The sequence below is a fragment of the Streptomyces sp. 1-11 genome (assembly GCF_007176755.1).
GTDB lineage: Bacteria > Actinomycetota > Actinomycetes > Streptomycetales > Streptomycetaceae > Streptomyces.
On sequence record NZ_BJTV01000006.1, the window covers coordinates 209669 to 234122 of the forward strand.

General features: G+C 72.6%; 19 protein-coding genes. 11 read left to right on the top strand and 8 right to left on the bottom strand.

Annotated features, from left to right (window positions below):
* Positions 1–142: 142 nt before the first annotated feature.
* Both ppdK and TNCT1_RS15155 read right to left on the bottom strand, forming a co-directional pair.
* A complete protein-coding gene (gene ppdK, locus TNCT1_RS15150) occupies positions 143–2863 on the bottom strand; it encodes a pyruvate, phosphate dikinase (RefSeq protein WP_143632062.1) in 2721 nt (906 codons plus the stop codon).
* A 395-nt stretch (positions 2864–3258) separates the two neighbouring features.
* A complete protein-coding gene (locus TNCT1_RS15155; protein WP_174266302.1) occupies positions 3259–4479 on the bottom strand; it encodes an ROK family protein in 1221 nt (406 codons plus the stop codon).
* Between the two features lie 120 nt (positions 4480–4599).
* Between TNCT1_RS15155 and TNCT1_RS15160 the strand changes: the two genes are divergently transcribed.
* The 3 genes from TNCT1_RS15160 to TNCT1_RS15170 all read left to right on the top strand — a co-directional run bounded on the left by TNCT1_RS15160 (position 4600) and on the right by TNCT1_RS15170 (position 10162).
* Positions 4600–6045, top strand: a complete 1446-nt coding sequence (locus tag TNCT1_RS15160) for a hypothetical protein (protein WP_143632066.1) — start codon at positions 4600–4602, stop codon at positions 6043–6045.
* Entirely contained in the window at positions 6042–7985 is a 1944-nt protein-coding gene (locus tag TNCT1_RS15165) for a glycogen debranching N-terminal domain-containing protein (RefSeq protein ID WP_143632068.1), read from the top strand. Before TNCT1_RS15160 ends, TNCT1_RS15165 begins: the two co-directional genes overlap by 4 nt.
* 554 nt (positions 7986–8539) lie before the next feature.
* Entirely contained in the window at positions 8540–10162 is a 1623-nt protein-coding gene (locus TNCT1_RS15170; RefSeq protein WP_143632532.1) for a CDP-alcohol phosphatidyltransferase, read from the top strand.
* On the opposite strand, the gene dusB is transcribed toward TNCT1_RS15170, so the two are convergent.
* On the bottom strand, positions 10163–11305 hold the full coding sequence (dusB, locus tag TNCT1_RS15175) for a tRNA dihydrouridine synthase DusB (protein ID WP_143632070.1): 1143 nt from the start codon (positions 11303–11305) through the stop codon (positions 10163–10165).
* A gap of 81 nt (positions 11306–11386) precedes the next feature.
* Between dusB and TNCT1_RS15180 the strand changes: the two genes are divergently transcribed.
* A complete protein-coding gene (locus TNCT1_RS15180; protein WP_143632072.1) occupies positions 11387–12838 on the top strand; it encodes an MFS transporter in 1452 nt (483 codons plus the stop codon).
* A 52-nt stretch (positions 12839–12890) separates the two neighbouring features.
* On the opposite strand, the gene TNCT1_RS15185 is transcribed toward TNCT1_RS15180, so the two are convergent.
* Positions 12891–13796: a helix-turn-helix transcriptional regulator gene (locus TNCT1_RS15185; RefSeq protein WP_143632074.1), complete on the bottom strand. Its 906-nt coding sequence runs from the start codon at positions 13794–13796 to the stop codon at positions 12891–12893.
* 101 nt (positions 13797–13897) lie between these two features.
* On the opposite strand from TNCT1_RS15185, the gene TNCT1_RS15190 reads away from it, so the two are divergent.
* The gene (locus TNCT1_RS15190) at positions 13898–15328 is read left to right on the top strand and encodes an MFS transporter (protein ID WP_143632076.1); all 1431 of its coding nucleotides are present in this window, start codon (positions 13898–13900) and stop codon (positions 15326–15328) included.
* 101 nt (positions 15329–15429) lie between these two features.
* On the top strand, positions 15430–15654 hold the full coding sequence (locus TNCT1_RS15195) for a hypothetical protein (protein WP_143632078.1): 225 nt from the start codon (positions 15430–15432) through the stop codon (positions 15652–15654).
* Between the two features lie 150 nt (positions 15655–15804).
* Here TNCT1_RS15195 and TNCT1_RS15200 read toward each other — a convergent pair whose 3' ends face one another.
* Both TNCT1_RS15200 and TNCT1_RS15205 read right to left on the bottom strand, forming a co-directional pair.
* On the bottom strand, positions 15805–16407 hold the full coding sequence (locus TNCT1_RS15200; protein WP_143632080.1) for a TetR family transcriptional regulator: 603 nt from the start codon (positions 16405–16407) through the stop codon (positions 15805–15807).
* 26 nt (positions 16408–16433) lie between these two features.
* Positions 16434–17444: an aldo/keto reductase gene (locus TNCT1_RS15205; RefSeq protein WP_143632084.1), complete on the bottom strand. Its 1011-nt coding sequence runs from the start codon at positions 17442–17444 to the stop codon at positions 16434–16436.
* 189 nt (positions 17445–17633) lie between these two features.
* Between TNCT1_RS15205 and TNCT1_RS15210 the strand changes: the two genes are divergently transcribed.
* On the top strand, positions 17634–18686 hold the full coding sequence (locus TNCT1_RS15210) for a chitinase (protein WP_143632534.1): 1053 nt from the start codon (positions 17634–17636) through the stop codon (positions 18684–18686).
* A 90-nt stretch (positions 18687–18776) separates the two neighbouring features.
* Here the strand turns inward: TNCT1_RS15210 and TNCT1_RS15215 are convergent, their stop codons facing one another.
* The gene (locus TNCT1_RS15215; RefSeq protein WP_143632087.1) at positions 18777–20159 is read right to left on the bottom strand and encodes a glycine--tRNA ligase; all 1383 of its coding nucleotides are present in this window, start codon (positions 20157–20159) and stop codon (positions 18777–18779) included.
* A 163-nt stretch (positions 20160–20322) separates the two neighbouring features.
* Between TNCT1_RS15215 and TNCT1_RS15220 the strand changes: the two genes are divergently transcribed.
* Genes TNCT1_RS15220 through TNCT1_RS15235 form a run of 4 tightly spaced genes read left to right on the top strand, consistent with a single transcriptional unit; the run spans position 20323 to position 23469 of the window.
* Entirely contained in the window at positions 20323–21300 is a 978-nt protein-coding gene (locus TNCT1_RS15220; RefSeq protein WP_143632090.1) for a metal ABC transporter substrate-binding protein, read from the top strand.
* Positions 21301–21320: 20 nt separating this feature from the next.
* A complete protein-coding gene (locus tag TNCT1_RS15225) occupies positions 21321–22088 on the top strand; it encodes a metal ABC transporter ATP-binding protein (protein WP_143632092.1) in 768 nt (255 codons plus the stop codon).
* On the top strand, positions 22088–22990 hold the full coding sequence (locus tag TNCT1_RS15230; protein WP_143632095.1) for a metal ABC transporter permease: 903 nt from the start codon (positions 22088–22090) through the stop codon (positions 22988–22990). Before TNCT1_RS15225 ends, TNCT1_RS15230 begins: the two co-directional genes overlap by 1 nt.
* Before the next feature lie 59 nt (positions 22991–23049).
* On the top strand, positions 23050–23469 hold the full coding sequence (locus TNCT1_RS15235) for a Fur family transcriptional regulator (RefSeq protein WP_143632097.1): 420 nt from the start codon (positions 23050–23052) through the stop codon (positions 23467–23469).
* A 140-nt stretch (positions 23470–23609) separates the two neighbouring features.
* Here TNCT1_RS15235 and TNCT1_RS15240 read toward each other — a convergent pair whose 3' ends face one another.
* Positions 23610–24449 (bottom strand): isoprenyl transferase, encoded by an 840-nt coding sequence (locus tag TNCT1_RS15240; protein ID WP_143632100.1) that lies wholly within the window; start codon positions 24447–24449, stop codon positions 23610–23612.
* Positions 24450–24454: the final 5 nt, after the last annotated feature.

The following is a 24454-nucleotide window of genomic DNA, read 5'->3' on the forward strand; positions in this document are numbered from 1 at the left end:
CCCGGGCGGGACGGAGTTCCCACACCCGGCGCACGAAGGGGCGGCACCCCCGCACAGGGTGCCGCCCCTTTCTGGTGTGCCGGAGCCGCCGTCGATCGGTCTTGAGGGTCGGGGACCGACGGCGGCTCCGGGGCCGGTGCGGTCAGCGGTGGTCGCTGCCCGCCGACTGGGTGGCCGCCCGGCCCGCCTCGAGGCGGGCGACCGGGATGCGGAACGGGGAGCAGGAGACGTAGTCCAGGCCGGCCTCGTGGAAGAAGTGGACCGACTCGGGGTCGCCGCCGTGCTCGCCGCAGACGCCGAGCTTGAGGTCGGGGCGGGTGGCGCGGCCGGCCTGGGCGGCCGCCTTCACCAGGGAGCCGACGCCGTCCTTGTCGATCGTCTCGAACGGGCTGACGCCGAAGATGCCCTTCTCCAGGTAGGCCGTGAAGAAGCTCGCCTCCACGTCGTCGCGGGAGAAGCCCCAGACCGTCTGGGTCAGGTCGTTGGTGCCGAAGGAGAAGAACTCGGCGGCCTCGGCGATCTGACCGGCCGTCAGCGCGGCGCGCGGCAGCTCGATCATGGTGCCGATGGCCAGCTTGAGCTTCGTGCCGGTCGCCGCTTCCACGTCCGAGATGACCTGGTCGGCCTCCTCGCGGACGATCTCCAGCTCCTGCACCGTGCCGACCAGCGGGATCATGATCTCGGCGCGCGGGTCGCCCTTGGCCGCCTTGCGCTCCGCGGCCGCCTCGGCGATCGCCCGGACCTGCATGGTGAACAGGCCGGGGATGACGAGGCCGAGGCGCACGCCGCGCAGACCCAGCATCGGGTTCTGCTCGTGCAGCCGGTGCACCGCCTGGAGCAGGCGCAGCTCGTTCTCGTGCGGCTCCTGGCGGGACTCGGCGAGGGCCACGCGCACGGAGAGTTCCGTGATGTCGGGCAGGAACTCGTGCAGCGGCGGGTCGAGCAGGCGGACGGTGACCGGGAGGCCGTCCATCGCCTCGAACAGCTCGACGAAGTCCTTCTTCTGCAGCGGCAGCAGCTCCCGCAGGGCCGCCTCGCGCTCCTCCCCGGTGTCGGCGAGGATCAGCTTCTCGACCATCTCGCGGCGCTCGCCGAGGAACATGTGCTCGGTGCGGCACAGGCCGATGCCCTGGGCGCCGAAGCGGCGGGCGCGCAGCGCGTCCTCGGCGTTGTCGGCGTTGGCGCGCACCCTCAGCCGGCGCTTGCGGTCGGCGAAGGCCATCATCCGGTGCACGGCCTCGACCAGCTCGTCGGCGTCGTCGGCGCCCGGGTGCATCCGGCCCTCGAAGTACTCCACGACCGGGGACGGGACCACCGGGACCTCGCCCAGGTAGACCTTGCCGGAGGAGCCGTCGATGGAGATGACGTCGCCCTCCTCGACGATGTGGCCGCCCGGCACCGTCATCCGGCGGCGCTTGGTGTCGACCTCCAGCTCCTCGGCGCCGCAGACACAGGTCTTGCCCATGCCGCGGGCGACCACGGCCGCGTGGGAGGTCTTGCCGCCGCGCGAGGTGAGGATGCCCTCGGCGGCGATCATGCCGTCCAGGTCGTCGGGGTTGGTCTCCCGGCGGACCAGGATGACCTTCTCGCCCGAGCGGGACCACTTGACGGCGGTGTAGGAGTCGAAGACCGCCTTGCCGACGGCGGCGCCCGGCGAGGCGGCGATGCCCCGGCCGACCTTCTCCACCTTGGCGGACTCGTCGAAGCGGGGGAACATCAGCTGGGCGAGCTGGGCGCCGCTGACCCGCTGGAGCGCCTCGGTCTCGTCGATCAGGCCTTGGTCGACGAGCTGGGTCGCGATGCGGAAGGCGGCGCCGGCGGTGCGCTTGCCGACGCGGGTCTGCAGCATCCAGAGCTGGCCGCGCTCGATGGTGAACTCGATGTCGCAGAGATCCTTGTAGTGGTTCTCCAGGGTCTCCATGATCTGCATGAGCTGGTCGTACGACTTCTTGTCGATGTTCTCCAGCTCGGCGAGCGCGACCGTGTTGCGGATGCCCGCCACGACGTCCTCGCCCTGGGCGTTCTGCAGGTAGTCGCCGTAGACGCCCTGGTGGCCGGAGGCGGGGTCGCGGGTGAAGGCGACGCCGGTGCCGGAGTCGGGGCCGAGGTTGCCGAACACCATCGAGCAGACGTTGACGGCGGTGCCGAGGTCGTGCGGGATGCGCTCCTGGCGGCGGTAGAGCTTGGCGCGGTCGCCGTTCCAGGAGTCGAAGACCGCCTTGATGGCGAGGTCCATCTGCTCGCGCGGGTCCTGCGGGAAGTCCCGGCCGGCCTCGGCCTTGACGATCTTCTTGAACCTGGTGACGAGCTTCTTGAGGTCGGCCGCCTCGAGGTCGGTGTCGACGGTGACCTTCTTGGCCTCCTTGGCCGCTTCGAGCGCCTCCTCGAACAGCTCGCCGTCGACGCCGAGGACGGTCTTGCCGAACATCTGGATGAGGCGGCGGTAGGAGTCCCACGCGAAGCGGTCGTCGCCGGCCTGCTTGGCCAGGCCCTGCACCGACTTGTCGGAGAGGCCGATGTTCAGGACGGTGTCCATCATGCCCGGCATGGAGAACTTGGCGCCGGAGCGGACGGAGACCAGCAGGGGGTCGTCGGCCTGGCCGAGCTTCTTGCCCATCTTCTGCTCGAGGGCGTCGAGGTGCGCACTCACCTCGTCACGCAGTGCCACGGGCTCCGAGCCGCTGTCGAGGTAGACCTTGCAGGCCTCGGTGGTGATGGTGAACCCGGGAGGGACCGGCAGACCGAGGTTGGTCATCTCGGCGAGGTTGGCACCCTTGCCGCCGAGGAGATCCTTGAGGTCCTTGTTGCCCTCGGTGAAGTCGTAAACGAACTTCGCTACGTGGGGTTCTTTGTTTTCCGACACGGGACTCGACTCCTTGAGGCCGCGGTGGCTGCCCTGACGGCGAGGAACATACCCAGATCGAAGGCACCTGGGTACGTCCACTTGTGCGTCATGCGCCTGTAACCACGCGTCCGCCAGTGGATTGAAAGTCAAGGCTTGGCAAGCGGAGACGGCTCGATGTTTTCACTTCTTGAACACAGCCTTCCCCACAGGGGCGGCTAACCGCTCATGTGAGCGGCCTGCGCCACGTCTGATTTCGATCGATGAACGATCAAGCCATGGCACCCAGTGCCACCCTTTGAGGAAGTGCAGTCGCTCAAGATCCGCTCATCTGAGCGCAGCCCTTATCAGGGGTGGCGAGAATCACGCTGTCACACAGAGCCGGATTTCACCATGCGGACGCCGGAAGGTCCCGTTCACACGCCGAGCGCGGCGAGCCGTTCCTCCACCCGCCACGGCGCGTACAGGTGCTCCACCACGAGCGCACCGGCCCCGGCCAGCGCGGCCCGCTCGCCCAGCCGGGACGTCACGACCTCCAGCCGGGCGGTGGAGCGGGGCAGCGCCCGCTGGTACAGCAGCTCGCGCACGCCGGTGAGGAAGGGGGTTCCGGCCAGATCCCCGGCGATCATCAGCACGCCCGGGTTGAGCAGGGTCACGACCGTCGCCAGCACGTCGCCCACCCGGCGCCCCGCCTCCCGGGCCAGCGCGGCCGCCTCCGGGTGCCCGGCGGCCAGCAGGTCCCGCACGTCCGAGCCGGAGGCGGCCGGCACCCCGGCCTCCGTCAGCCGCCGGGCCACGGCGCCGCCGCTGGCGACGGCGGCGAGGCAGCCGTACGAACCGCACCGGCACAGCGCCTCGGCGCCCACCCGGATGTGCCCGATGTCGCCCGCGCCGCCGTCCACGCCCCGGTAGATCGAGCCGTCGACCACGACTCCGGCGCCGATGCCGGTGGACACCTTGACCAGTGCGAAGGCCGCGCAGTCCGGATATCCGGCGCGCTGCTCGCCGTACGCCATGAGGTTGGCGTCGTTGTCCACCAGGACCGGGACCGCGGGGGCACCGGTGTGCTCGGTGAAGGCGCGGGAGAGGCGGCCCCGTATGTCGTAGCCGTCCCAGCCGGGCATGATCGGCGGCTGCACCACCCGGCCGCTCTCGCGGTCCACCGGCCCCGGGACCGCGAGCCCGATGCCGCAGACCTCCGCCGCCCGGTGCCCGGCCTCGGCGAGCGCCCCGGCGAACCAGCGGCCGAGTTCGCCGAGCACGGCCTCCGGCCCGTCCTCGATCACCAGGGCGCCGGAGCGCTCGGCGAGGATCTCGCCGGTCAGGGTGAGGACCGCGGCCCGGGCGTGCCGGGTGTCCAGGTCGGCGGCGAGGACCACGGCGTGGGAGCCGTCGAACTCCAGGGTGATGGAGGGGCGTCCGCCGAGCGGCGAGCCGACCGGGCCGCCCGCCCCCTCGCGCAGCCAGCCGGCCCGGAACAACCGGTCCAGGCGCTGGCCGACGGTGGCCCGGGACAGTCCGGTGGCCTGCTGGAGCGCACCGCGTGTCACGGCCCGCCCGCTGCGCACCAGTTCGAGCAGATCGCCGGCGCTCGCCTGACTTCCGCTCTTCCCGGTCCTGCCCGGCCGTCCGGTCATGCGCACCCCCTTGTGTTTCCCAAGCCTGCATTACATATTGAGTTCTGCGTGTTAAATAGACGTAACCCTGCGGTAGCCACAGCCAAACCCGGTCGGCCGGACGTCTTCGGGGAGCCCCGAGTGGATCGCACTGCCCAGCTCACTGCACGCCTCCCGGAGCGGGAGCCCGCATACGATCCGCCGGCGTCGGCGCCGTCCCCGCACGCCGCGTCCCTGCACGCCGGGGCCGCCCGGGTGCTGGCGCAGAACTGGACGGGCGCCTCGACGGTCCCCTCCCGCAGCCTGTACCCGCACCAGTGGTCGTGGGACTCGGCGTTCGTCGCGATCGGGCTGCGCCACCTGTCGCCGTTACGGGCCCAGACGGAGCTGGAGACGCTGCTGGCGGCCCAGTGGGGCGACGGACGGGTCCCGCACATCGTCTTCAACCCCTCCGTCCCGCTCGACGCGTACTTCCCGAGCCCCGACTTCTGGCGCTCCTCGGCCGCGGGGCGCGCAGCGGGCGCCCCGCGCACCGTACAGACGTCCGGCATCGTGCAGCCACCGGTGCACGCGCTGGCGGCCTGGCTGGTGCACCGGGCCGACCCGGGCCTGTCGCGGGCGCGCGGCTTCCTGGCCCGGGTGTACCCCCGGCTGGCCGCCTGGCACCGGTATCTGCTGCACCGGCGGGACCTGGGCGGGGGCGGGCTGGTCTGCGTCGTGCACCCCTGGGAGCAGGGCATGGACAACAGTCCCTGCTGGGACGCCCCGCTCTCCCGGGTCACCCCGGCCCCGGCCCGCTCCTTCCGCCGCGCCGACCTCGACCACGGCGCGCCGCAGGACCGGCCCACGGATCTGGACTACGGGCGGTACGTGCGGCTGGCGGCCGACTACCGGGACGGCGGGTACGCCGACGGCGGCGGCGAGTTCGCCGTCGAGGACCCGGCGTTCAACGCGCTGCTGATCGCCTCCGAGCAGGCGCTGGCGCGGATCGCCGGTGAACTGGGGGCCGCCGGCACCGCCCGGTACGCGCGCGCCGAACGGCTGACGGCGGCCCTGGTGGAGCGGCTGTGGGACCCGGCGGGCGGCCTGTTCCGCTGCCTGGATCTGCGGGGCGGGGGCCAGGTCCCCGAGCGGAGCGTCTCCGGACTCGTCCCGCTGCTGCTGCCGGGGCTGCCCCGGGAGATCTCCGGCGCGCTCGTGCGCACGCTGTGCGGACCGCATTTCGGGCTCGGCACGAGCACCGAGCTGGTCCCGAGCTACGACCTGCTCGGCGAGGCCTTCGACCCGCACCGGTACTGGCGCGGCCCGGCGTGGTTCAACACGAGCTGGCTGCTGGAGCGGGGCCTGCGGGCGCACGGCCACCGGGAGCGGGCGGACGCGCTGCGCGCGGCGGTGCTGCGGCTGGCCCGGGCCGGGGACTTCGCCGAGTACGTCGATCCGCGCACCGGCGAGGCGTGCGGCGCGACCGGCTTCTCCTGGACGGCCGCGCTCGCACTTGACCTGCTGCACCGGGGCCCGGGGGGCGGCGGTGCGGACGGCGCCGGGGACACGGCCGGCGGCGGTCACGAGGAAGGGGACCGGGGATGACGGATCGGCGGCATCTGCTCGTGCACGGGGCGACGTTCGCCGCCGTGGGTGAGCGGGGGGACATCAGCGGGGTGCGGGGCGGCGGCTTTCCGGACGGGTTGTTCGTGCGCGACGCCCGGCACCTGAGCCGGTGGCAGCTCACCGTCGACGGCGCGGTGCCCGAGGTGCTCGCCCCGGTCGCGGACGGCGACACGGCCCGCTGCGTGCTGGTGCCGCGCGGCGGCCGGCAGGAGCCGCCCGCCTGCACCCTGTTCCGCGAACAAGCCGTCGGCGACTCCTCGTTCGTGGAGTCGCTGCGGGTGACCGGCAACCGCGCGGTACCCACCGTGGTGCGTCTCGCCCTCACCGTCGACGCCGACTTCACCGACCAGTTCGAGCTGCGCTCCGACCACCGCACCTACGCCAAGGCCGGCGCCGTGCGCTCCCGCGAAGTGCTGGACGACGGGGTGGAGTTCACCTACCGGCGGGCCGAATGGCGCTCCGTCACGACCATCACGGCCGACCCCGCGCCGGACGCCGTCGAGGAGACCGGCACCGGCGCCCGCCGCCTGGTGTGGACCCTCGCCCTGGAACCCCAGGGCACCGCCGAACTGGTGCTGCGGGTGATGGCCCGCCCGCACGGCGACCGGCGCGCGCTGCGCGTGCCCCGCTCCCCCGCCTCGGTCAGCGAGCGGCTCGTGGCGGCGGAGGGCGGGTTCATGGAGGGCGTGGCCTTCCCGGCCGGGTGGCCGGAGCTGGCGGCGGCCTGCGCCCGGGGGCTCGCCGACCTCGCCGCGCTGCAGGTCCCGGCGACCGGTCCGGACGGCGAGGAGCTGCGGGTGCCGGCGGCGGGCGCCCCCTGGTTCCTCACCCTGCTCGGCCGGGACGCCCTGCTCACCTCCCTGTTCACGCTGCCGTACCACCCGCGGCCGGCCGCCGCCACACTGCTCGCGCTGGCCGCGGCCCAGGCGACCGGCGCCGACGCCGGCGGGTCCTCGCTCGCCCAGCCCGGCAAGATCGTGCACGAGGTGCGGCACGGGGAGCTGGCGCACTTCGGGCAGGTGCCGTTCGGCCGGTACTACGGCTCGGTCGACGCCACCCCGCTGTTCCTCGTGCTGCTCGGGGCGTACACCGAGGTGACCGGCGACCCGGGCCTGGCCCGGCGCCTGGAGCCGCACGCCCGCGCGGCGACCGGCTGGATGCTGGACCACGGCGGCCTGACCACGCGCGGCTACCTGGTGTACCGCGCCGACGAGGGCGGCCTCGCCAACCAGAACTGGAAGGACTCCCCCGGCGCGATCTGCTGGGCCGACGGCACCCGGCCCACCGGGGCGGTGATGGCCGCGGGCGCCCAGGGCTACGCGTACGACGCGCTGCGCCGCACCGCGTACGTGGCCCGCGCGGTGTGGGGCGACGAGACGTACGCCGCCCTGCTGGAGCAGGCGGCGGCCGATCTGCGGGACCGCTTCCAGCGGGACTTCTGGATGCGCGAGGACTCCTTCCCGGCGCTGGCGCTGGACGGGCAGGGCCGCCAGGTCGACGCGCTGGCCTCGGACGCCGGGCACCTGCTGTGGTCGGGGCTGCTGGACAAGGAGTACGGGGAGGCCGTCGGACGGCGGCTGCTGGAGCCGGACTTCTTCTCCGGCTGGGGCGTCCGCACGCTCGCCTCGGGCCAGCCGGCGTACCACCCGCTCTCGTACCACCGCGGCTCGGTCTGGCCGCACGACAACGCGCTGATCGCCCTCGGGCTGGCCCGCTACGGCCTGCACGACGAGGCGCGCACGGTGGCGCACGCGCTGGTCGAGGCGGCGACGGCGACCGGGCACCGGCTGCCGGAGGTGCTGGCGGGCTACGGCCGCGACACCCATCCCGAGCCGGTCCCCTACCCCCACGCGTGCGTCCGCGAATCCCGCTCGGCGGCGGCCCCGCTCGCCCTGCTCACGGCGGTCGGCGGGGCCTGAGCGGAGCCTTGACCGGGGGTTTGCCCGGTGTTTGCCCCGTGCCGTGAACGGGGGCGGACGACCGCCCGTACGACATGGGCGGCGGGCCTGGCGGGCCGGGGCCGCTCCGGCCCGGCCCCGCCTCCCGGCTTGGCCCGCCGCCTCCGTCACGGGTCTCGCACGGAAGGACCTCCGGGTTGCCTCAGCACACGAGTACGCGCCAGCCACCGGACACGGCCGGAGGAGGCGAGGCCGTCCTCGGCGAACAGGAAGAACCGGAGGCGCCGGAAGGGCGGGCGGAACCGGAAGGGCGGGCGGAACCGGAGGAGACGGCGCGGACGGCGCTGCCCGAGCAGGCCGGCGCAGGCGGGGCGGACACCGTGGACCAGAGCCGCGACGGCGCCGAGGCCGCTGACGGCTCCGCCGCCCCCGCCGAGCCCCCCACGTCTTCCGATCCCCCCACGCCCCCCACTCCTCCCGCCCCCGGGGACGCGAAACCCGTACGGCGGTTCCGGGCCGCCTGGTCCGCCCGTGCCGGGCGCTGGCGGCAGGCGCATCCGGCGGCGGCTCAGGGGCTGTCCGCGACCGCCACCGTGCTCGCCGCCGCTCTCGTCGTCGCCGCGCTGGTGCTGCCGAACACCGTGGTCGGGCTCGGGCCGGCCAAGTTCGCCCGCATACCGGCCGAGGCGGTCATCGGGGCCGCCGTGCTGCTCGCCCTGCCGCGCCGGCCGCGGATGGCGCTGGCCGCGGTGTCCGGTGTCGCGCTGGCCGCCATGACCGTGCTGAACCTGCTCGACATGGGGTTCAACCAGTACCTGGGCCGCCCCTTCAACCCGGTGCTGGACTGGAGCCTGCTCGGGGACGCGCGGTCGTACCTGGAGGACTCGCTCGGCCGCACGGCCACCCTCGCCGCCACCGCGGGCGTGATCGTCCTCGTGCTGCTGCTGGCCGTCCTGCTGGCCCTGGCCACGGTCCGGCTGGGCGAACTGCTCGCCCGGCACAGCGAGGCGGCGACCCGGGGCACCATGATCGCGGGCGTCGTCTGGATCACCTGCTCCGCGCTGGGCCTGCAGATAGCCGGAGTGCCGGTCGCCTCCGACCGCACCACCACCGCGCTGAAGACCGAGTCCCGCCGGGTCTCCGACACCCTCAGAGACGAAGCGGAGTTCCGGAAGATCGCCGGTCAGGACCGGTTCGGCAACACCCCGGGCAGCCAGCTCGTCCCCGACCTGCGCGGCAAGGACGTGGTCTTCACGTTCATCGAGAGCTACGGCCGCAGCGCCATCGAGGACCCGGTCATCGCCCCCGGCGTCGACGCCACCCTGGACGCCCGCACGAAAGCTCTGGCCAAGGCCGGGTTCCACGCCAGGAGCGGCTGGCTGACCTCCGCGACCTACGGCGGCAGCAGCTGGCTCGGCCACTCCACCACCATGTCGGGCCTGTGGATCAGCAACCAGCAGCGCTACCGCACGGTCATGGCCAGCGACCACCTCAGCCTGACCGGGGCCTTCGCGAAGACCGGCGCCTTCGACACGGTCGGCGTCATGCCGGGCGTGCAGAAGAGCTGGCCGGAGCAGAAGTGGTACGGCCTCGACAAGGTCTACAACGCCTTCCAGCTCGGCTACCGGGGACCGAAGTTCAGCTGGTCGACCATGCCCGACCAGTACGCGCTGCAGCAGTACGAGGAGCGGGTGCACAGCAAGCGGCCGGCCGACGGCAGGTCGCGGATGTCGCTGCTGATCCTGACCTCGAGCCACCAGCCCTGGGCGCCGGTGCCGAAGATGATCGGCTGGGACGAGCTGGGCGACGGCTCGGTGTTCAAGGACGTCGAGGCCGCGGGCGAGAAGCCGGCCGACGTCATCGCCGACACCACCAGGTCCCGTGCGGCCTACGGCAGGTCGGTGCAGTACTCGGTGACCGCGCTGACCGAGTGGCTGGAGCGCCACGGCACCAAGGACACCGTGCTCGTCTTCCTCGGCGACCACCAGCCGATCGCCCGGGTCAGCGGCAACCACGCCAGCCGGGACGTGCCCGTCTCGATCGTGGCGAAGGACCCGAAGGTGCTGGACCGGATCGCCGACTGGCACTGGACGGAGGGCCTGCGCCCCGCCCACGACGCCCCGGTGTGGCGGATGAGCTCCTTCCGGGACCGCTTCCTGACGGCGTACGGCTCGGTCCCGCACCCGAGGACGGGCTGATCAGCCGCCGGAGGTGTCCAGCTCCGCGTCCTCGCCGACGCCCGCGCAGTCGTAGGGGTCCTTCAGCCAGCCGTCCGGCAGCACCACACGGTTGTTGCCGGACGTACGGCCGCGGGGCCCGTCGGCGCCGGCCGGCCAGGGCTGGTCGAGGTCCAGCTCGTCGAGACCGGCCCGCAGCTCCTCCAGCGAGGAGGTGATCGCCAGCCGCTTGCGCATCTCGGAGCCGACCGCGAAGCCCTTCAGGTACCAGGCGACGTGCTTGCGGAAGTCGACGACGCCCTTGGACTCGTCGCCGATCCACTCGCCGAGCAGAGTGGCGTGCCGGACCATCACGTCGGCGACCTCGCGCAGCGAGGGCCGCGCGATCTCCTCGGGCCGGCCCTCGAAGGCGGCCACCAGGTCGGCGAACAACCACGGCCGGCCCAGGCAGCCGCGGCCCACGACCACTCCGTCGCAGCCGGTCTCGCGCACCATGCGCAGCGCGTCCTCGGCCGACCAGATGTCGCCGTTGCCGAGCACCGGGATCTCCGGCACGTGCTCCTTCAGCCGGGCGATGGCCTCCCAGTCGGCGGTGCCGCCGTAGTGCTGGGCGGCGGTGCGGCCGTGCAGCGCGATCGCCGTGACGCCCTCCTCGACGGCGATGCGGCCGGCGTCGAGGAAGGTGATGTGGTCGTCGTCGATGCCCTTGCGCATCTTCATCGTGACGGGCAGGTCCCCGGCGCCGGAGACGGCCTCGCGCAGGATGGCCCGCAGCAGGTTGCGCTTGTAGGGCAGCGCCGATCCGCCGCCCTTCCGGGTCACCTTGGGGACCGGGCAGCCGAAGTTCAGGTCGATGTGGTCGGCCAGGTCCTCCTCCGCGATCATGCGGACGGCCTTGCCGACGGTCGCCGGGTCCACCCCGTAGAGCTGGATCGAGCGCGGCTTCTCGGTCGCGTCGAAGTGGATCAGCTGCATGGTCTTCTCGTTGCGCTCGACCAGCGCCCGGGTCGTGATCATCTCGCTCACGAACAGGCCCTTGCCGCCGCTGAACTCTCGGCACAGGGTGCGGAAGGGAGCGTTGGTGATACCGGCCATGGGGGCCAGGACGACCGGCGGCCGGACGGTGTGCGGGCCGATCTGGAGGGGGGACTCGGGCGTGGGCATTCCCCCATTGTCACGTATCCGCGGAGATCATGTAACGGTCATTAGTTAACCGCACTATCGAAATCCCGTACCATGAGCCACATGCCCGAGCTCAGCCACCGCCGACGTCTGCTGGTGCTCGCGATCTGCTGCATGAGTCTGCTGATCGTGAGCCTCGACAACACCGCCCTGAACGTCGCGTTGCCCTCGATGCAGCGCGAGCTGCACGCCACCACCTCCGGCCTGCAGTGGTCGATCGACGCCTACACGCTCGTCCTCGCCTCGCTGCTGATGCTCGCGGGCTCCACGGCCGACCGGATCGGCCGCAAGCGGGTCTTCATGACGGGCCTGGTCCTCTTCTCCATCGGCTCGCTGCTGTGCTCCCTCGCCCCGAACCTCGAACTGCTGGTCGTCTTCCGCATGGTCCAGGCGGTCGGCGGCTCCATGCTCAACCCGGTCGCCATGTCGATCATCACCAACACCTTCACCGACTCCCGCGAGCGGGCCCGCGCGATCGGCGTGTGGGGCGCGGTGGTCGGCATATCCATGGCGGCGGGCCCGCTGGTCGGCGGCCTGCTGGTGGAGTCGGTGGGCTGGCGCTCGATCTTCTGGGTCAACCTCCCGGTCGGCCTCGCGGCCCTGCTGCTCACCCTGCGGTTCGTCCCCGAGTCCCGCGCGCCCCGGGCCCGCCGGCCCGACCCGGTCGGCCAGCTCCTGGTGATCGCGCTCTTCGGCTCGCTGACGTACGCGATCATCGAGGCGCCGGTCTCGGGCGTCGGCACGGCGGTCCCCTTCGGCGCGGTGGCCCTGGTGGCTCTGCTCGGCCTGCTCGGCTACGAGCCCCGGCGCGAGGAACCCCTCATCGACCTGCGCTTCTTCCGCTCCGCTCCGTTCAGCGGGGCGACCGTGATAGCCATCAGCGCGTTCGCCGCGCTGGGCGGCTTCCTCTTCCTGTCGACGCTGTACCTGCAGAACGTGCGCGGCCTCGACGCCCTGCACGCGGGCCTGTGGATGCTGCCGATGGCCGTGCCGACGTTCCTGTGCGCGCCGCTGTCCGGGCGGCTGGTGGGCAGCCGGGGACCGCGGCTGCCCCTGCTGGTGGCGGGCGCCGCCATGACCGTGAGCGGCGTGCTGTTCGCGGCCTTCGAGGCGGAGACGTCGAACACCACCCTGTTCGCCGGTTACGTGCTGTTCGGCATCGGCTTCGGCTTCGTGAACGCGCCGATCACCAACACGGCGGTGTCGGGCATGCCCCGGACCCAGGCCGGGGTCGCCGCCGCCGTCGCCTCCACCAGCAGGCAGCTCGGGCAGACGCTCGGTGTCGCCGTGATCGGCGCGGTGCTCGCGGCCGGAGTGGGCGCCTCGCCGTACCGGAGCGCCTTCGTCACGGCGGCCCGGCCCGGATGGTGGATCCTCGCCGGGTGCGGTCTGGCCGTGCTGGTCCTCGGCTGGGTCACCAGCGGCCGCTGGGCCCGGCGCACCGCCGAGCGGACCGCGGACGAGCTGGAGTCGGCCGATCTGAAGGACGCCGTGGGGGTCACGGCGGGGTCCTGAGGCCGCCCGGGCCCCACGGCCCGGGTACCGGGCTCTGAAAGACGCTCGGGCCTCAGAGCCCCTGGAGCCGCGCGGCCTCCCGCGGGCCGAGCGCCAGTTCCAGCAGCTTCTCCAGGCGGTCCCTCGTCTCCTCGTTCTTCGGGGTGTACGTGACCAGCCGGGGTCCCGCCTGCGGGCCCAACCACAGGTCCGTGTGCTCCAGGGTCAGGTGGCCGACGTAGGGGTTGAGGAACTCCTTGGTCTTGGAGCGGTTGCCCACGACCTCGTAGCGCTCCCAGTTCTCGCGGAACTCCGGGGACTCCCGCTCCAGGCGCTTGAGCAGCGTCTTCCAGGCGGGGTCGCCGAGGTGGCCGGCCATCGAGGCGCGCAGCCTGGCGGCCATCAGACGCATGGTCTCCTCCAGGTGCACGATCGACGCCCGCCAGTCGCTGTCGGTGTACACGAGGAGCATGCAGTTGCGGTCCTCCGGCGGGACCGCGTCCAGGTCGCCCATGAGGCGGGCGTAGGTGCGGTTGTAGGCGAGGATGTCGTACCGGCTGTTCTGGACGCAGGCCGGGAACGGCTCCAGCGCGCGCAGCGTCTCGCGCAGGGCCGGGGTGACGCTGGGGCAGCTCGCGCCCGGCGCCGGGTCGGTGGCGGCGGCGAGCTTGAAGAGGTGGGCGCGCTCGCTGGCGTCCAGCAGCAGGGTGCGGGCCAGGGCGTCCAGGACCTGCACGGAGACCTGGATGTCCCGGGCCTGTTCGAGCCAGGTGTACCAGGTGACGCCGACCGCGGAGAGCTGGGCGACCTCCTCGCGGCGCAGGCCGGGGGTGCGCCGCCGGGTGCCGCGCGGCAGCCCCACCTGTTCGGGTGCGATCCGCTCGCGCCGGCTGCGCAGGAACGCGGCCAGCTCGTGGCGCCGGATCTCCGCGCCGCGCGGGGGCCGCGCGGTCGTGGTCGGCTGTGCCGTCGTCGTCATGCCTCCAGGATGCCGCCCGGCGGATCCTGTTGCCAGTTACTTCCGCTACCAGGATAAGGACACTCTGGTACCAGTCTCCGGGTGGGCGCAGGCTCGATGCCATGACAGAGACCGTCACCACCCCCGCCGTCCGTGTCCGGGCGGCCGCGCCGCCCGCGCTCAGCGGGCCGGGGCTGTTCACCGTTCTGCTGGCGGCGGCGCTGCCGCTGGTCGACTTCTTCATCGTCAACGTCGCGCTGCCGGCCATCGGCGCCGATCTCGCCGCGGGCGAGGCCGTGCTGGAACTGGTCGTGGCCGGGTACGGGGTCGCCTACGCCGTGCTGCTCGTGCTCGGCGGGCGGCTCGGGGACCTGTTCGGGCGGCGGCGGCTGTTCCTCGGCGGCATGGCCGCGTTCGGGCTGACCTCGCTGGCCTGCGGACTCGCCCCGGGGGCCTGGGGCCTGGTCGCGGCGCGGGTGGCGCAGGGCGCGTCGGCCGCCGCGATGCTGCCGCAGGTGCTCGCCACCATCCAGGCCGCCACCAGCGGCACCCGCCGGGCGAAGGCCATGAGCCTGTACGGCGCCACGGCCGGGCTGTCCATGGTGGCGGGGCAGATCCTGGGCGGCGTGCTGGTCGCGGCCGACATCGCCGGGAGCGGCTGGCGGGCGATCTTCCTCGTCAACGTCCCGGTCGTCGTGCTGGGGCTGGTGCTGGCCGTGCGGCACGTGCCGGAGACCCGTTCGAAGCGCCCGGAGCCCGTCGACGGGCCCGGCACCGTCCTGCTCGCCGTGTCGCTGCTGACGCTGCTCGTTCCGCTCACCGAGGGCCGCGCGGCGGGCTGGCCGCTGTGGACCTGGCTGTCGCTGGCCGCGTTCCCGTTCGCCGCGGCCGGGTTCTACGCCGTGGAGCGGCGGGCGGACCGCCGGGGGCGGACCCCGCTGGTGCCGCCGAGCCTGTTCGCGCTGGCGTCGCTGCGGCGGGGGCTGGTGCTGATGCTGCCGTTCTCGGTCGGCTTCAGCGGGTTCATGTTCGTCATCGCGCTGGCGCTGCAGCGGGGTGCCGGGCTGGGTCCGGTGCCGGCGGGACTCGCGCTCGCGCCGATGGCCGTGGCCTTCCTGTTCGTCTCGCTGGCCGGCCCGCGTCTGATCGCCCGGTACGGCACCCGGGTGGTCACCGCGGGCTCCGTCCTGCAGGGCGTCGGCGTGCTGCTGATCGTGCTCGCCGTCCGGCGGGACTGGCCGCACCTGGACGTCGGCACGCTGCTGCCGGGCGCGGCCGTCGCCGGCGCCGGGCAGGCGCTGCAACTGCCCAACCTGCTGCGGATCGTGATGTCCGAGGTGCCGCCGGCCCGGGCCGGGGTGGGCAGCGGTGTGATGGTCACCACCCAGCAGTCGGCGTTCGCGCTCGGCGTGGCCACCCTCGGCACCCTGTTCCTCACCCTGGTCCCGCACCAGGGCATGCGGGACGCGCTGGTCATCACGCTGCTGGTGCAGCTCGCGGGCATCGTCCTGACGGGGTTGCTGAGCCTGCGGCTGCCCCGCCGGGTCGGCTGAGCCCGGCGCGGCGGCGGCGGCCCGACGCCGGGGAGTCCCCGTCGATCCCGGACGTGCCGCACACTCCTCGCAGACGGTCGGGCCGGACGCGGGGAGGCGGCATGTCGGGGGACAGCGGCACGAGCAAGGTCAGCCGGTGGGACGGGCACGGCCGGGAGCACACGGTCCGGATACGGCGCAGGGGGGCGCGGCGCACGATCGGGTGCGACACCTGCGGCTGGTCCCGCAGCGCCCAGTTCCTGCCCTGGCTGAAGGCCGAGGAGCACCTCGCCGAGGCCCACCAGGCGACGGTGGACCCGGCGGGGCCCCGGCGCCCCGCGCGCTGACGGCCGGCGTGTCCCACCGCGTCAGCGGCTCGTGGCCCGGTGCCTCAGCGGCTCGTGGCCCACCGCGTCAGCGGCTCAGCCTCATCGGCACGGCGGCTCATGCCACACCGGCCCGGCGGCGCATGCCTCACCGGCCCGGCGGCTCGTCTCTCACCGGCTCGGCGCGGGTGCGGCGAGGCCGCGTATCAGCAGGTCCACGACGGCCGTGAACTCCTCCTCGATGCCGGGCTCCCGCCACTCGCGGGCGTAGCACGGGTCGTGGAAGCGGCCGGTGGCGTGGAAGACGGCGCGGGCCGTGGTGGCCGGGTCGGCGGCGGCGAAGGAGCCCGCGGCCATGCCCGCCTCGATGACGCGGGTGAGCTGGCCGGTCAGGTCGGCGAGGTGCTCGGCGACCGCCGTGCCGTTCTCGTCGGCGAGCACGGTGTAGGTGGCGAACAGTTCCGGGTCGTCGCCGGCCTTGCGCCGCTTGGCCTCGAACAGGGCCGCCAGCCAGTCCCTGAGCCGGTCCTCGGGGGCGCCGGACCCGGCGGCGATGCCGGACAGCCGCTGGGAGGTGCGGTCCAGCCACCGCTTGGTCACCGCCTCGCGCAGCGCCGCCTTGGTACGGAAGTGCCGGTAGACGCTGCCGTGGCTGACGCCGAGCGCGCGGGCCACGTCGACCACGGTGGCCTTGGCCGGGCCGTGGCGGCGCAGCACCTCCTCGGTCGCCTCGAGGATGCGCTCGGCGGTCAGGGTCTCGCTGGTCGGTGCCATGCCTCAGACCGTACCGGGGAGCGGGATCAGCGCTCGCTGTCGAGGTGTGCCATCTGCGCGCTCGGGTAGCGGTCGCCCGCCGCCGCGTCCGCCGGGACGGCCTCCTCGACCGCCGCGAGGTCGGCCTCGTCCAGGGTCACGTCCAGCGCGCCCAGGGACTCGGTGAGCCGCTCGCGGGTGCGGGCGCCGATGAGCGGCACGATGTCCTCGCCGCGCGAGAGCACCCAGGCGATGGCGATCTGCGCGACGGTGACGCCCTTCTGCTCGGCGATCTTGCGCAGTGCGTCGACCAGGTTCAGGTTGTGCTGGAGGTTCTCGCCCTGGAAGCGGGGCGAGACGGAGCGGAAGTCGCCCGGGGCGAGCTGCCGGTCACGGGTGAAGTGGCCGGAGATCAGGCCGCGGGAGAGCACGCCGTAGGCCGTGACGGCGATGCCGAGCTCCCGGGTGACCGGCAGGATCTCCCGCTCGATGCCCCGCGAGATCAGCGAGTACTCGATCTGGAGGTCCGCCACGGGCGCGGTGGCGGCGGCCCGGCGGATCGTCTCGGCGCCGACCTCGCTCAACCCGACGTGCCGGACGTACCCCTTCTCGATCAGCTCGGCGATGGCGCCGACGGTCTCCTCGATCGGGACGTCCGGGTCGAGCCGGGCGAGCCGGTAGACGTCGATGTGGTCCACGCCGAGGCGCTGCAGGGAGTAGGCGGCGAAGTTCTTCACGGCGGCGGGCCGGCCGTCGTAGCCGCTCCAGTTGCCGTCCGGGTCGCGCAGGGCGCCGAACTTCACGCTGACCAGCGCCTTCTCCCGGGCGGCCGGCGAGGCGGCACGCAGGGCCTCGCCGACCAGCATCTCGTTGTGGCCCATGGCGTAGAAGTCGCCGGTGTCCAGCAGGGTCACGCCCGCGTCCAGGGCGGCGTGGACGGTCGCGATGGACTCGGCCCGGTCGGTGTCGCCGTACAGCGCGGACATGCCCATGCAGCCGAGGCCGAGGGCGGAGACCTGGGGGCCGGTGGTGCCGAGGTTTCGGGTTCGCATCGTCATGCCTCCACCCTGCCATGACGAATGACAGATTTCAATATCTGTCATTCCATAGTTGTCAGCCGCCGCACACCCGACCTCTCATTCACCTGGCCCCTCGGGCGGATTGGTCCAGACCTATTGACGAAAGGTCTGGACCAGAGGACTGTCATGCCTACGACACCTCACCGCACCCCCACCGGGAGGCTCCGCATGCTCCGCCGCACGCTGCGACTGCTCACCGCCGCGCTCACCGCCGCCGTCCTCGCCCCGCTCGCCGTCGCCACCGCCCCCACCGCCTCCGCCGCCGACACCTGCGCGGTGAAGTCACGGCCGGCCGGCAAGGTGCTTCAGGGCTACTGGGAGAACTGGGACGGCTCCGCCAACGGCGTCCACCCGCCCTTCGGCTGGACCCCGATCAACGACTCCCGCATACCCGCGCACGGCTACAACGTGGTCAATGCGGCCTTCCCGGTCATCCGCGCGGACGGCACGGCGCTGTGGGAGGACGGCATGGACAACGGCGTGAAGGTGGCCACGCCCGCCGAGATGTGCGCCGCCAAGGCCTCCGGGCAGACGATCCTGCTCTCCATCGGGGGCGCCGCCGCCGGCATCGACCTCTCCTCCAGCGCGGTCGCCGACCGGTTCGTCGCGACCATCGTGCCGATCCTGCAGAAGTACAACTTCGACGGCATCGACATCGACATCGAGACCGGCCTGGTGGGCAGCGGGAACATCAACCAGCTCTCCACGTCCCAGGCCAACCTGATCCGCATCATCGACGGGGTGCTGGCCCGGATGCCGTCCGGCTTCGGCCTGACGATGGCCCCGGAGACCGCGTACGTCACCGGCGGCAGCGTCACCTACGGCTCGATCTGGGGCGCGTACCTGCCGATCGTCAAGAAGTACGCGGACAACGGCCGGCTGTGGTGGCTGAACATGCAGTACTACAACGGCAGCATGTACGGCTGTTCCGGCGACTCCTACTCGGCGGGCACGGTGGCGGGCTTCACCGCGCAGACCGACTGCCTGGACAAGGGCCTGGTGGTGCAGGGCACGACGATCAGGGTGCCGTACGACAAGCAGGTCCCCGGCCTGCCGGCCCAGCCTGGCGCGGGCGGCGGCTACATGTCCCCGTCCCTGGTCTCCCAGGCCTGGCGGCACTACGGCACCTCGCTCAAGGGCCTGATGACCTGGTCGCTCAACTGGGACGGCTCGAAGAACTGGACGTTCGGCGACAACGTCCGTTCGCTGCAGGGGCGTTGAGCCCCTCGTCGCCCTGAACGGCGCGACGCCCGCGCCCCGGCCGGTGGAACCGGCCGGGGCGCGGGCGTCGGGGTGCGTGCGCCGCGGGCGTCAGCAGCCCACGAGGCGCTGGGCCAGGTAGCCCTCGATCTGGTCCAGGGAGACGCGCTCCTGCTTCATGGTGTCGCGCTCGCGCACGGTCACCGCGTTGTCGTCGAGCGTGTCGAAGTCGACCGTCACGCAGAACGGCGTGCCGATCTCGTCCTGACGGCGGTAGCGGCGGCCGATGGCGCCCGCGTCGTCGAACTCGATGTTCCAGTTCTGCCGCAGCGCCTGGGCGAGACCCTTGGCCTTCGGCGACAGCTCCGGGTTGCGGGACAGCGGGAGCACGGCGACCTTCACCGGCGCGAGGCGGTGGTCGAGGCGCAGCACGGTGCGCTTCTCCATCTTGCCCTTGGCGTTGGGCGCCTCGTCCTCGACGTAGGCGTCGAGGAGGAAGGCCAGCATGGCGCGGCCGACGCCCGCCGCGGGCTCGATGACGTACGGCGTCCAGCGCTCCCCGGCCTCCTGGTCGAAGTAGGAGAGGTCCTGGCCGGAGGCCTTGGAGTGGGCACCGAGGTCGTAGTCGGTGCGGTTGGCGACGCCCTCGAGCTCACCCCACTCGCTGCCGCCGAACTGGAAGCGGTACTCGATGTCGGCGGTGCGCTTGGAGTAGTGGGAGAGCTTCTCCTTCGGGTGCTCGTACCAGCGCATGTTCTCGGTACGCAGGCCGAGGCCCGTGTACCAGTTCCAGCGCTGCTCCATCCAGTACTCCTGCCACTTCTCGTCCTCGCCCGGCTTGACGAAGAACTCCATCTCCATCTGCTCGAACTCGCGGGTGCGGAAGATGAAGTTGCCCGGCGTGATCTCGTTGCGGAACGACTTGCCCATCTGGGCGATGCCGAACGGCGGCTTGCGGCGCGAGGTGGTCTGCACCTGGGCGAAGTTGGTGAAGATGCCCTGGGCGGTCTCGGGGCGCAGGTAGGCGACGGACCCGGAGTCCTGGGTCGGGCCGAGGTGCGTCGACAGCAGGCCCGAGAACTGCTTGGGCTCGGTGAACTGGCCCTTGTTGCCGCAGTTCGGGCAGTTGATGTCGGCCAGGCCGTTCGCCGGGGCGTGGCCCTTCTTCTCCTCGTACGCCTCCTCGAGGTGGTCGGCGCGGAACCGCTTGTGACACGAGGTGCACTCGGTCAGCGGGTCCGTGAACGTGGCGACGTGGCCGGAGGCGACCCAGACCTCGGAGGCCAGGATGACGGACGAGTCGATACCGACCACGTCCTCGCGCGACGTCACCATGTAGCGCCACCACTGACGCTTGATGTTCTCCTTGAGCTCGACACCCAGCGGTCCGTAGTCCCAGGCGGCACGCTGTCCGCCGTAGATCTCACTGCAGGGGAAAACGAAGCCACGGCGCTTGCTCAGGCTGACGATGGTGTCGATCTTGTCGGCGGCCACGGTGCTCTCTTCATTACGACGACGGGCGTTGAAGCGAGATGCTTCCAGCGAATTGATTCAGGTTACCGGCGCAGGCTCCCCCACAGCCAAATCGGCCCCCTGTCCAGGCTCTCACCCCGGGCCTTGTTGACAACGGTTTCCATGTTTGTTGAAAATGACTGTCATGAACGAACGTCGACGCCGCGCGTCCTTCCGACCAGGCACGTCCGGACCCGCGGTCGCGGTCGCCGCCGCGCTGGGCCTGACGGCCCTCACCGCCTGCTCCGCCGGCGGTGCCGCCGCGGGCGGCACGGACAGGTTCGACGTCGTCGCGTCGTTCTACCCGATGACCTTCCTCGCCGAGCGGATAGGCGGCGGCCACGTCCACGTCACCACCCTCACCTCGCCCGGCCAGGAGCCGCACGACCTGGAGATCAGCCCGAGGCAGATCGGCGGCCTCGAACAGTCCGACGCCGTGCTCTACCTGAAGGGCCTGCAGCCGAGCGTGGACGACGCGGTGGCCCAGTCCCCGGTGCACTCCAAGATCGACGCGGCCTCGCTGACCACCCTGGAACAGCACGGCGACGAGGTCGGCGGCCACGCGGCCGGGCACGACACGCACGAGGGCGAGGGGCCCGGCGGCAAGGACCCGCACATCTGGCTCGACCCGGTGCGCTACGCCCAGGTCGCCGAGGGCGTCGGCCGCGCCTTCGAGAAGGCCGACCCGGACCACGCGGCCGACTACCGGAAGAACACCGCGGCCCTGGTGAAGAAGCTGGACGCCCTGGACACGCGGTTCGAGGAAGGCCTGGCGAACACCCGGACCAGGACCTTCATCACCACCCACGCCGCCTTCGGCTACCTCGCCGAGCGCTACGGGCTCACCGAGGAGGCCGTCAACGGCCTGGACCCCGAGTCCGAGCCCAGCGCCGCGCGGATCAGGGACCTGCAGCGGACGGCCGGGGCCGACGGCGTCTCCACCGTCTTCTACGAGACGCTCGTCAGCGACCGGACCGCGAGGACCGTCGCGCACGACGCGGGCCTGCGGACCGACGTCCTGGACCCGCTGGAGGGCATCACCGCCAAGTCCCGCGGCACCGACTACTTCTCGGTCCAGGAGGCCAACCTCAAGGCCCTCCAGCGGGCTCTGGGCGCCAAGTGACCGGCACGGAGGACCAGATCATGGGCGAACCCGTCATAGCGCTGCGCAAGGTGACCGCCGAACTCGGCGCACGTCCCGTGCTGCGTGGCATCGACCTCACCGTGCACCGCGGCGAGGTGGTCGCGCTGCTCGGCGCCAACGGCTCCGGCAAGTCCACGGCGATCCGCGCCGTCATCGGCCAGGTACCGGTCGCCGGCGGCACGATCGAGCTGTTCGGCACCCCCCGCCGCGCCTTCCGCGACTGGGCGCGCGTGGGCTACGTACCGCAGCGCACCACGGCCGCCGGCGGGGTGCCTGCGACGGTGACCGAGGTCGTCTCCTCGGGCCGGCTCTCCCGCACCCGCTTCGGCCTGTTCCGCAGGGCCGACCGGGAGGCCGTGCGCCACGCCCTGGAGCTGGTCGGCATGGCGGACCGCGCCGGGGACCCGGTGGACGCCCTCTCCGGCGGCCAGCACCAGCGGGTGCTGATCGCCCGCGCCCTGGTCGCCGAGCCCGAGCTGCTGATCATGGACGAGCCGATGGCCGGCGTCGACCTCGCCAGCCAGGAGGTGCTGGCCGCGACCCTGCGCGAGCAGGTCGCCCAGGGTGCCACGGTGCTGCTCGTGCTGCACGAACTGGGCCCGCTGGAGCCCCTGATCGACCGGGCGGTCGTCCTGCGCGACGGCTGCGTGCTGCACGACGGCCCGCCGCCCGAGGCCGTGGGACAGCACGCCCTGCCCGGCCACGACCACGTACACCCGCACGCGCCCACGGGCGCCGGGCCGATCCGCACGGGACTGCTGAACTGATGGAATTCCTGAACTACGCCTTCATGCAGCGGGCGCTCCTCGCGGCCGTCCTGGTCGGCGTCACCGCCCCCGCGATCGGCATCTTCCTCGTCCAGCGCCGCCAGCCCCTGATGGGCGACGGCATCGGCCACGTGGCGATGACCGGCGTCGGCCTCGGCTTCCTGCTGAACGCCTCCCCGGTGTGGATGGCCACGGCCGTCTCGGTGCTCGGCTCGGTCCTGATGGAGCTGATCCGCTGGTACGGCAGGACGCGCGGCGACATCGCGCTCGCCATGCTCTTCTACGGCGGCATGGCGGGCGGCGTCATGTTCGTCAACATCGCGCCGGGCGGCTCCAACGCCAACCTGACCTCGTACCTGTTCGGCTCGCTGTCGACGGTCTCCCCCTCGGACGTCACCACGATCATGGTGCTGGCCGCGTTCGTCGTCCTGGTCACCCTGGGCCTGCGCCGCCAGCTCTTCGCGGTCAGCCAGGACGAGGAGTTCGCCCGGGTCACCGGGCTGCCGGTGCGCGCGCTGAACCTGCTCACCGCGGTCACCGCCGCGGTCACCGTGACGGTCGCCATGCGGGTGGTCGGGCTGATCCTGGTCTCCGCGCTCATGGTGGTGCCGGTCGCCGCCGCCCAGCAGCTCACCCGCAGTTTCGCGGCGACCTTCGCGATCGCCGTCGCGCTCGGCGTCACCGTGACGATCAGCGGCACGATCACGTCGTTCTACCAGGACGTGCCGCCCGGCGCGACGATCGTGCTGCTGACCATCGCCGCGTTCGTCGCGCTGACCGCGGCCGCCGCTCCGCTGGCCCGCCGGCGCGCCCGCGCGGCGGCCGCGGCACGGCCGGCCGGGGACCCCGCGGAGTGCTCGATTCCGGCCGGACGGGCGGCCGGGGACGGCGTCGGCGCCTGACCGCGGGCGGCCCGGACTGGCACAATGGCCCGGGCAGACGCGAGACGAGGAGGCAACCGGTGACGACCGCTGGACCGCCCGTGAAGGGCCGGGCCACCCGGCAGCGTGCCGCCGTGGCGGCGGCCCTGGACGAGGTCGACGAGTTCCGCAGCGCGCAGGACCTGCACGACATGCTCAAGCACAAGGGCGACTCCGTCGGGCTCACCACCGTCTACCGCACGCTGCAGTCCCTCGCCGAGGCCGGCGAGGTCGACGTCCTGCGCACCTCCGAGGGCGAGTCCGTCTACCGGCGCTGCTCCACCGGCGAACACCACCACCACCTGGTCTGCCGCACCTGCGGCAAGGCGGTCGAGGTCGAGGGCCCGGCGGTGGAGAAGTGGGCCGAGGCCATCGCGGCCGAGCACGGCTTCGTGAACGTGGCCCACACGGTGGAGATCTTCGGCACCTGCGCGGACTGCGCGACGGTCCCCGGCGGCTGACCGGGCGCCGTACGGGCGTCCGGGCGTACGGCGGGCAGGGGGGGCGGCGGCTCATGGAGCCCCGCCCCGTCGCACTTGCCGCCGCCCGTCGCACTTGCCGTCGCGCTTGCCGCCGCCGCCCGGTGCGCCGGCGGCCGCTGTCAGTCCTCCTCGGTGCGGCCCTCCATGGCCAGCAGCTCCTCGTTCGGGATCGCGCCGCCGAAGCGGCGGTCGCGGGAGGCGAACTCGACGCAGGCCCGCCACAGGTCACGGCGGTCGAAGTCGGGCCACAGCACGTCCTGGAAGACCATCTCCGCGTAGGCGCTCTGCCAGAGCAGGTAGTTGGAGGTGCGCTGCTCGCCGCTGGGGCGCAGGAAGAGGTCGACGTCCGGCATGTCCGGGTAGTACATGTACTTCTGGAGGGTCTTCTCGTTGACCTTCGACGGGTCGAGCCGGCCCGCCTTCACGTCCTCGGCGAGCCGCTGCGCGGCGTCGGCGATCTCCGCCCGGCCGCCGTAGTTCATGCAGAAGTACAGGGTGAGCAGGTCGTTGTCCTTGGTCTGCTCCTGGGCGACCTGGAGCTCCTTGGCCACCGACTTCCACAGCCTGGGCATACGGCCCACCCAGCGCACCCGGATGCCCAGCGCGTCGAGCTGGTCGCGGGTCCTGCGGATGAAGTCGCGGTTGAAGTTCATCAGGAAGCGGACCTCTTCGGGCGAGCGCTTCCAGTTCTCGGTGGAGAAGGCGTACAGGGAGATGTTGCGGACGCCGATCTCGACCGAGCCCTGCAGCACGTCGAGCACCCGCTCGGCGCCGACCTTGTGCCCCTCGGTGCGGGGCAGCCCCCGCTCCTTGGCCCAGCGGCCGTTGCCGTCCATGACGATCGCCACGTGGTTCGGTACCAGCTCGCCCGGGAGCTTCGGCGCGCGGGCACCGGACGGGTGCGGCTCGGGCGCCCTGTACTCGCGGCGCCGGCTTCCCAGGATCCCGCGTACGACCATGTGCT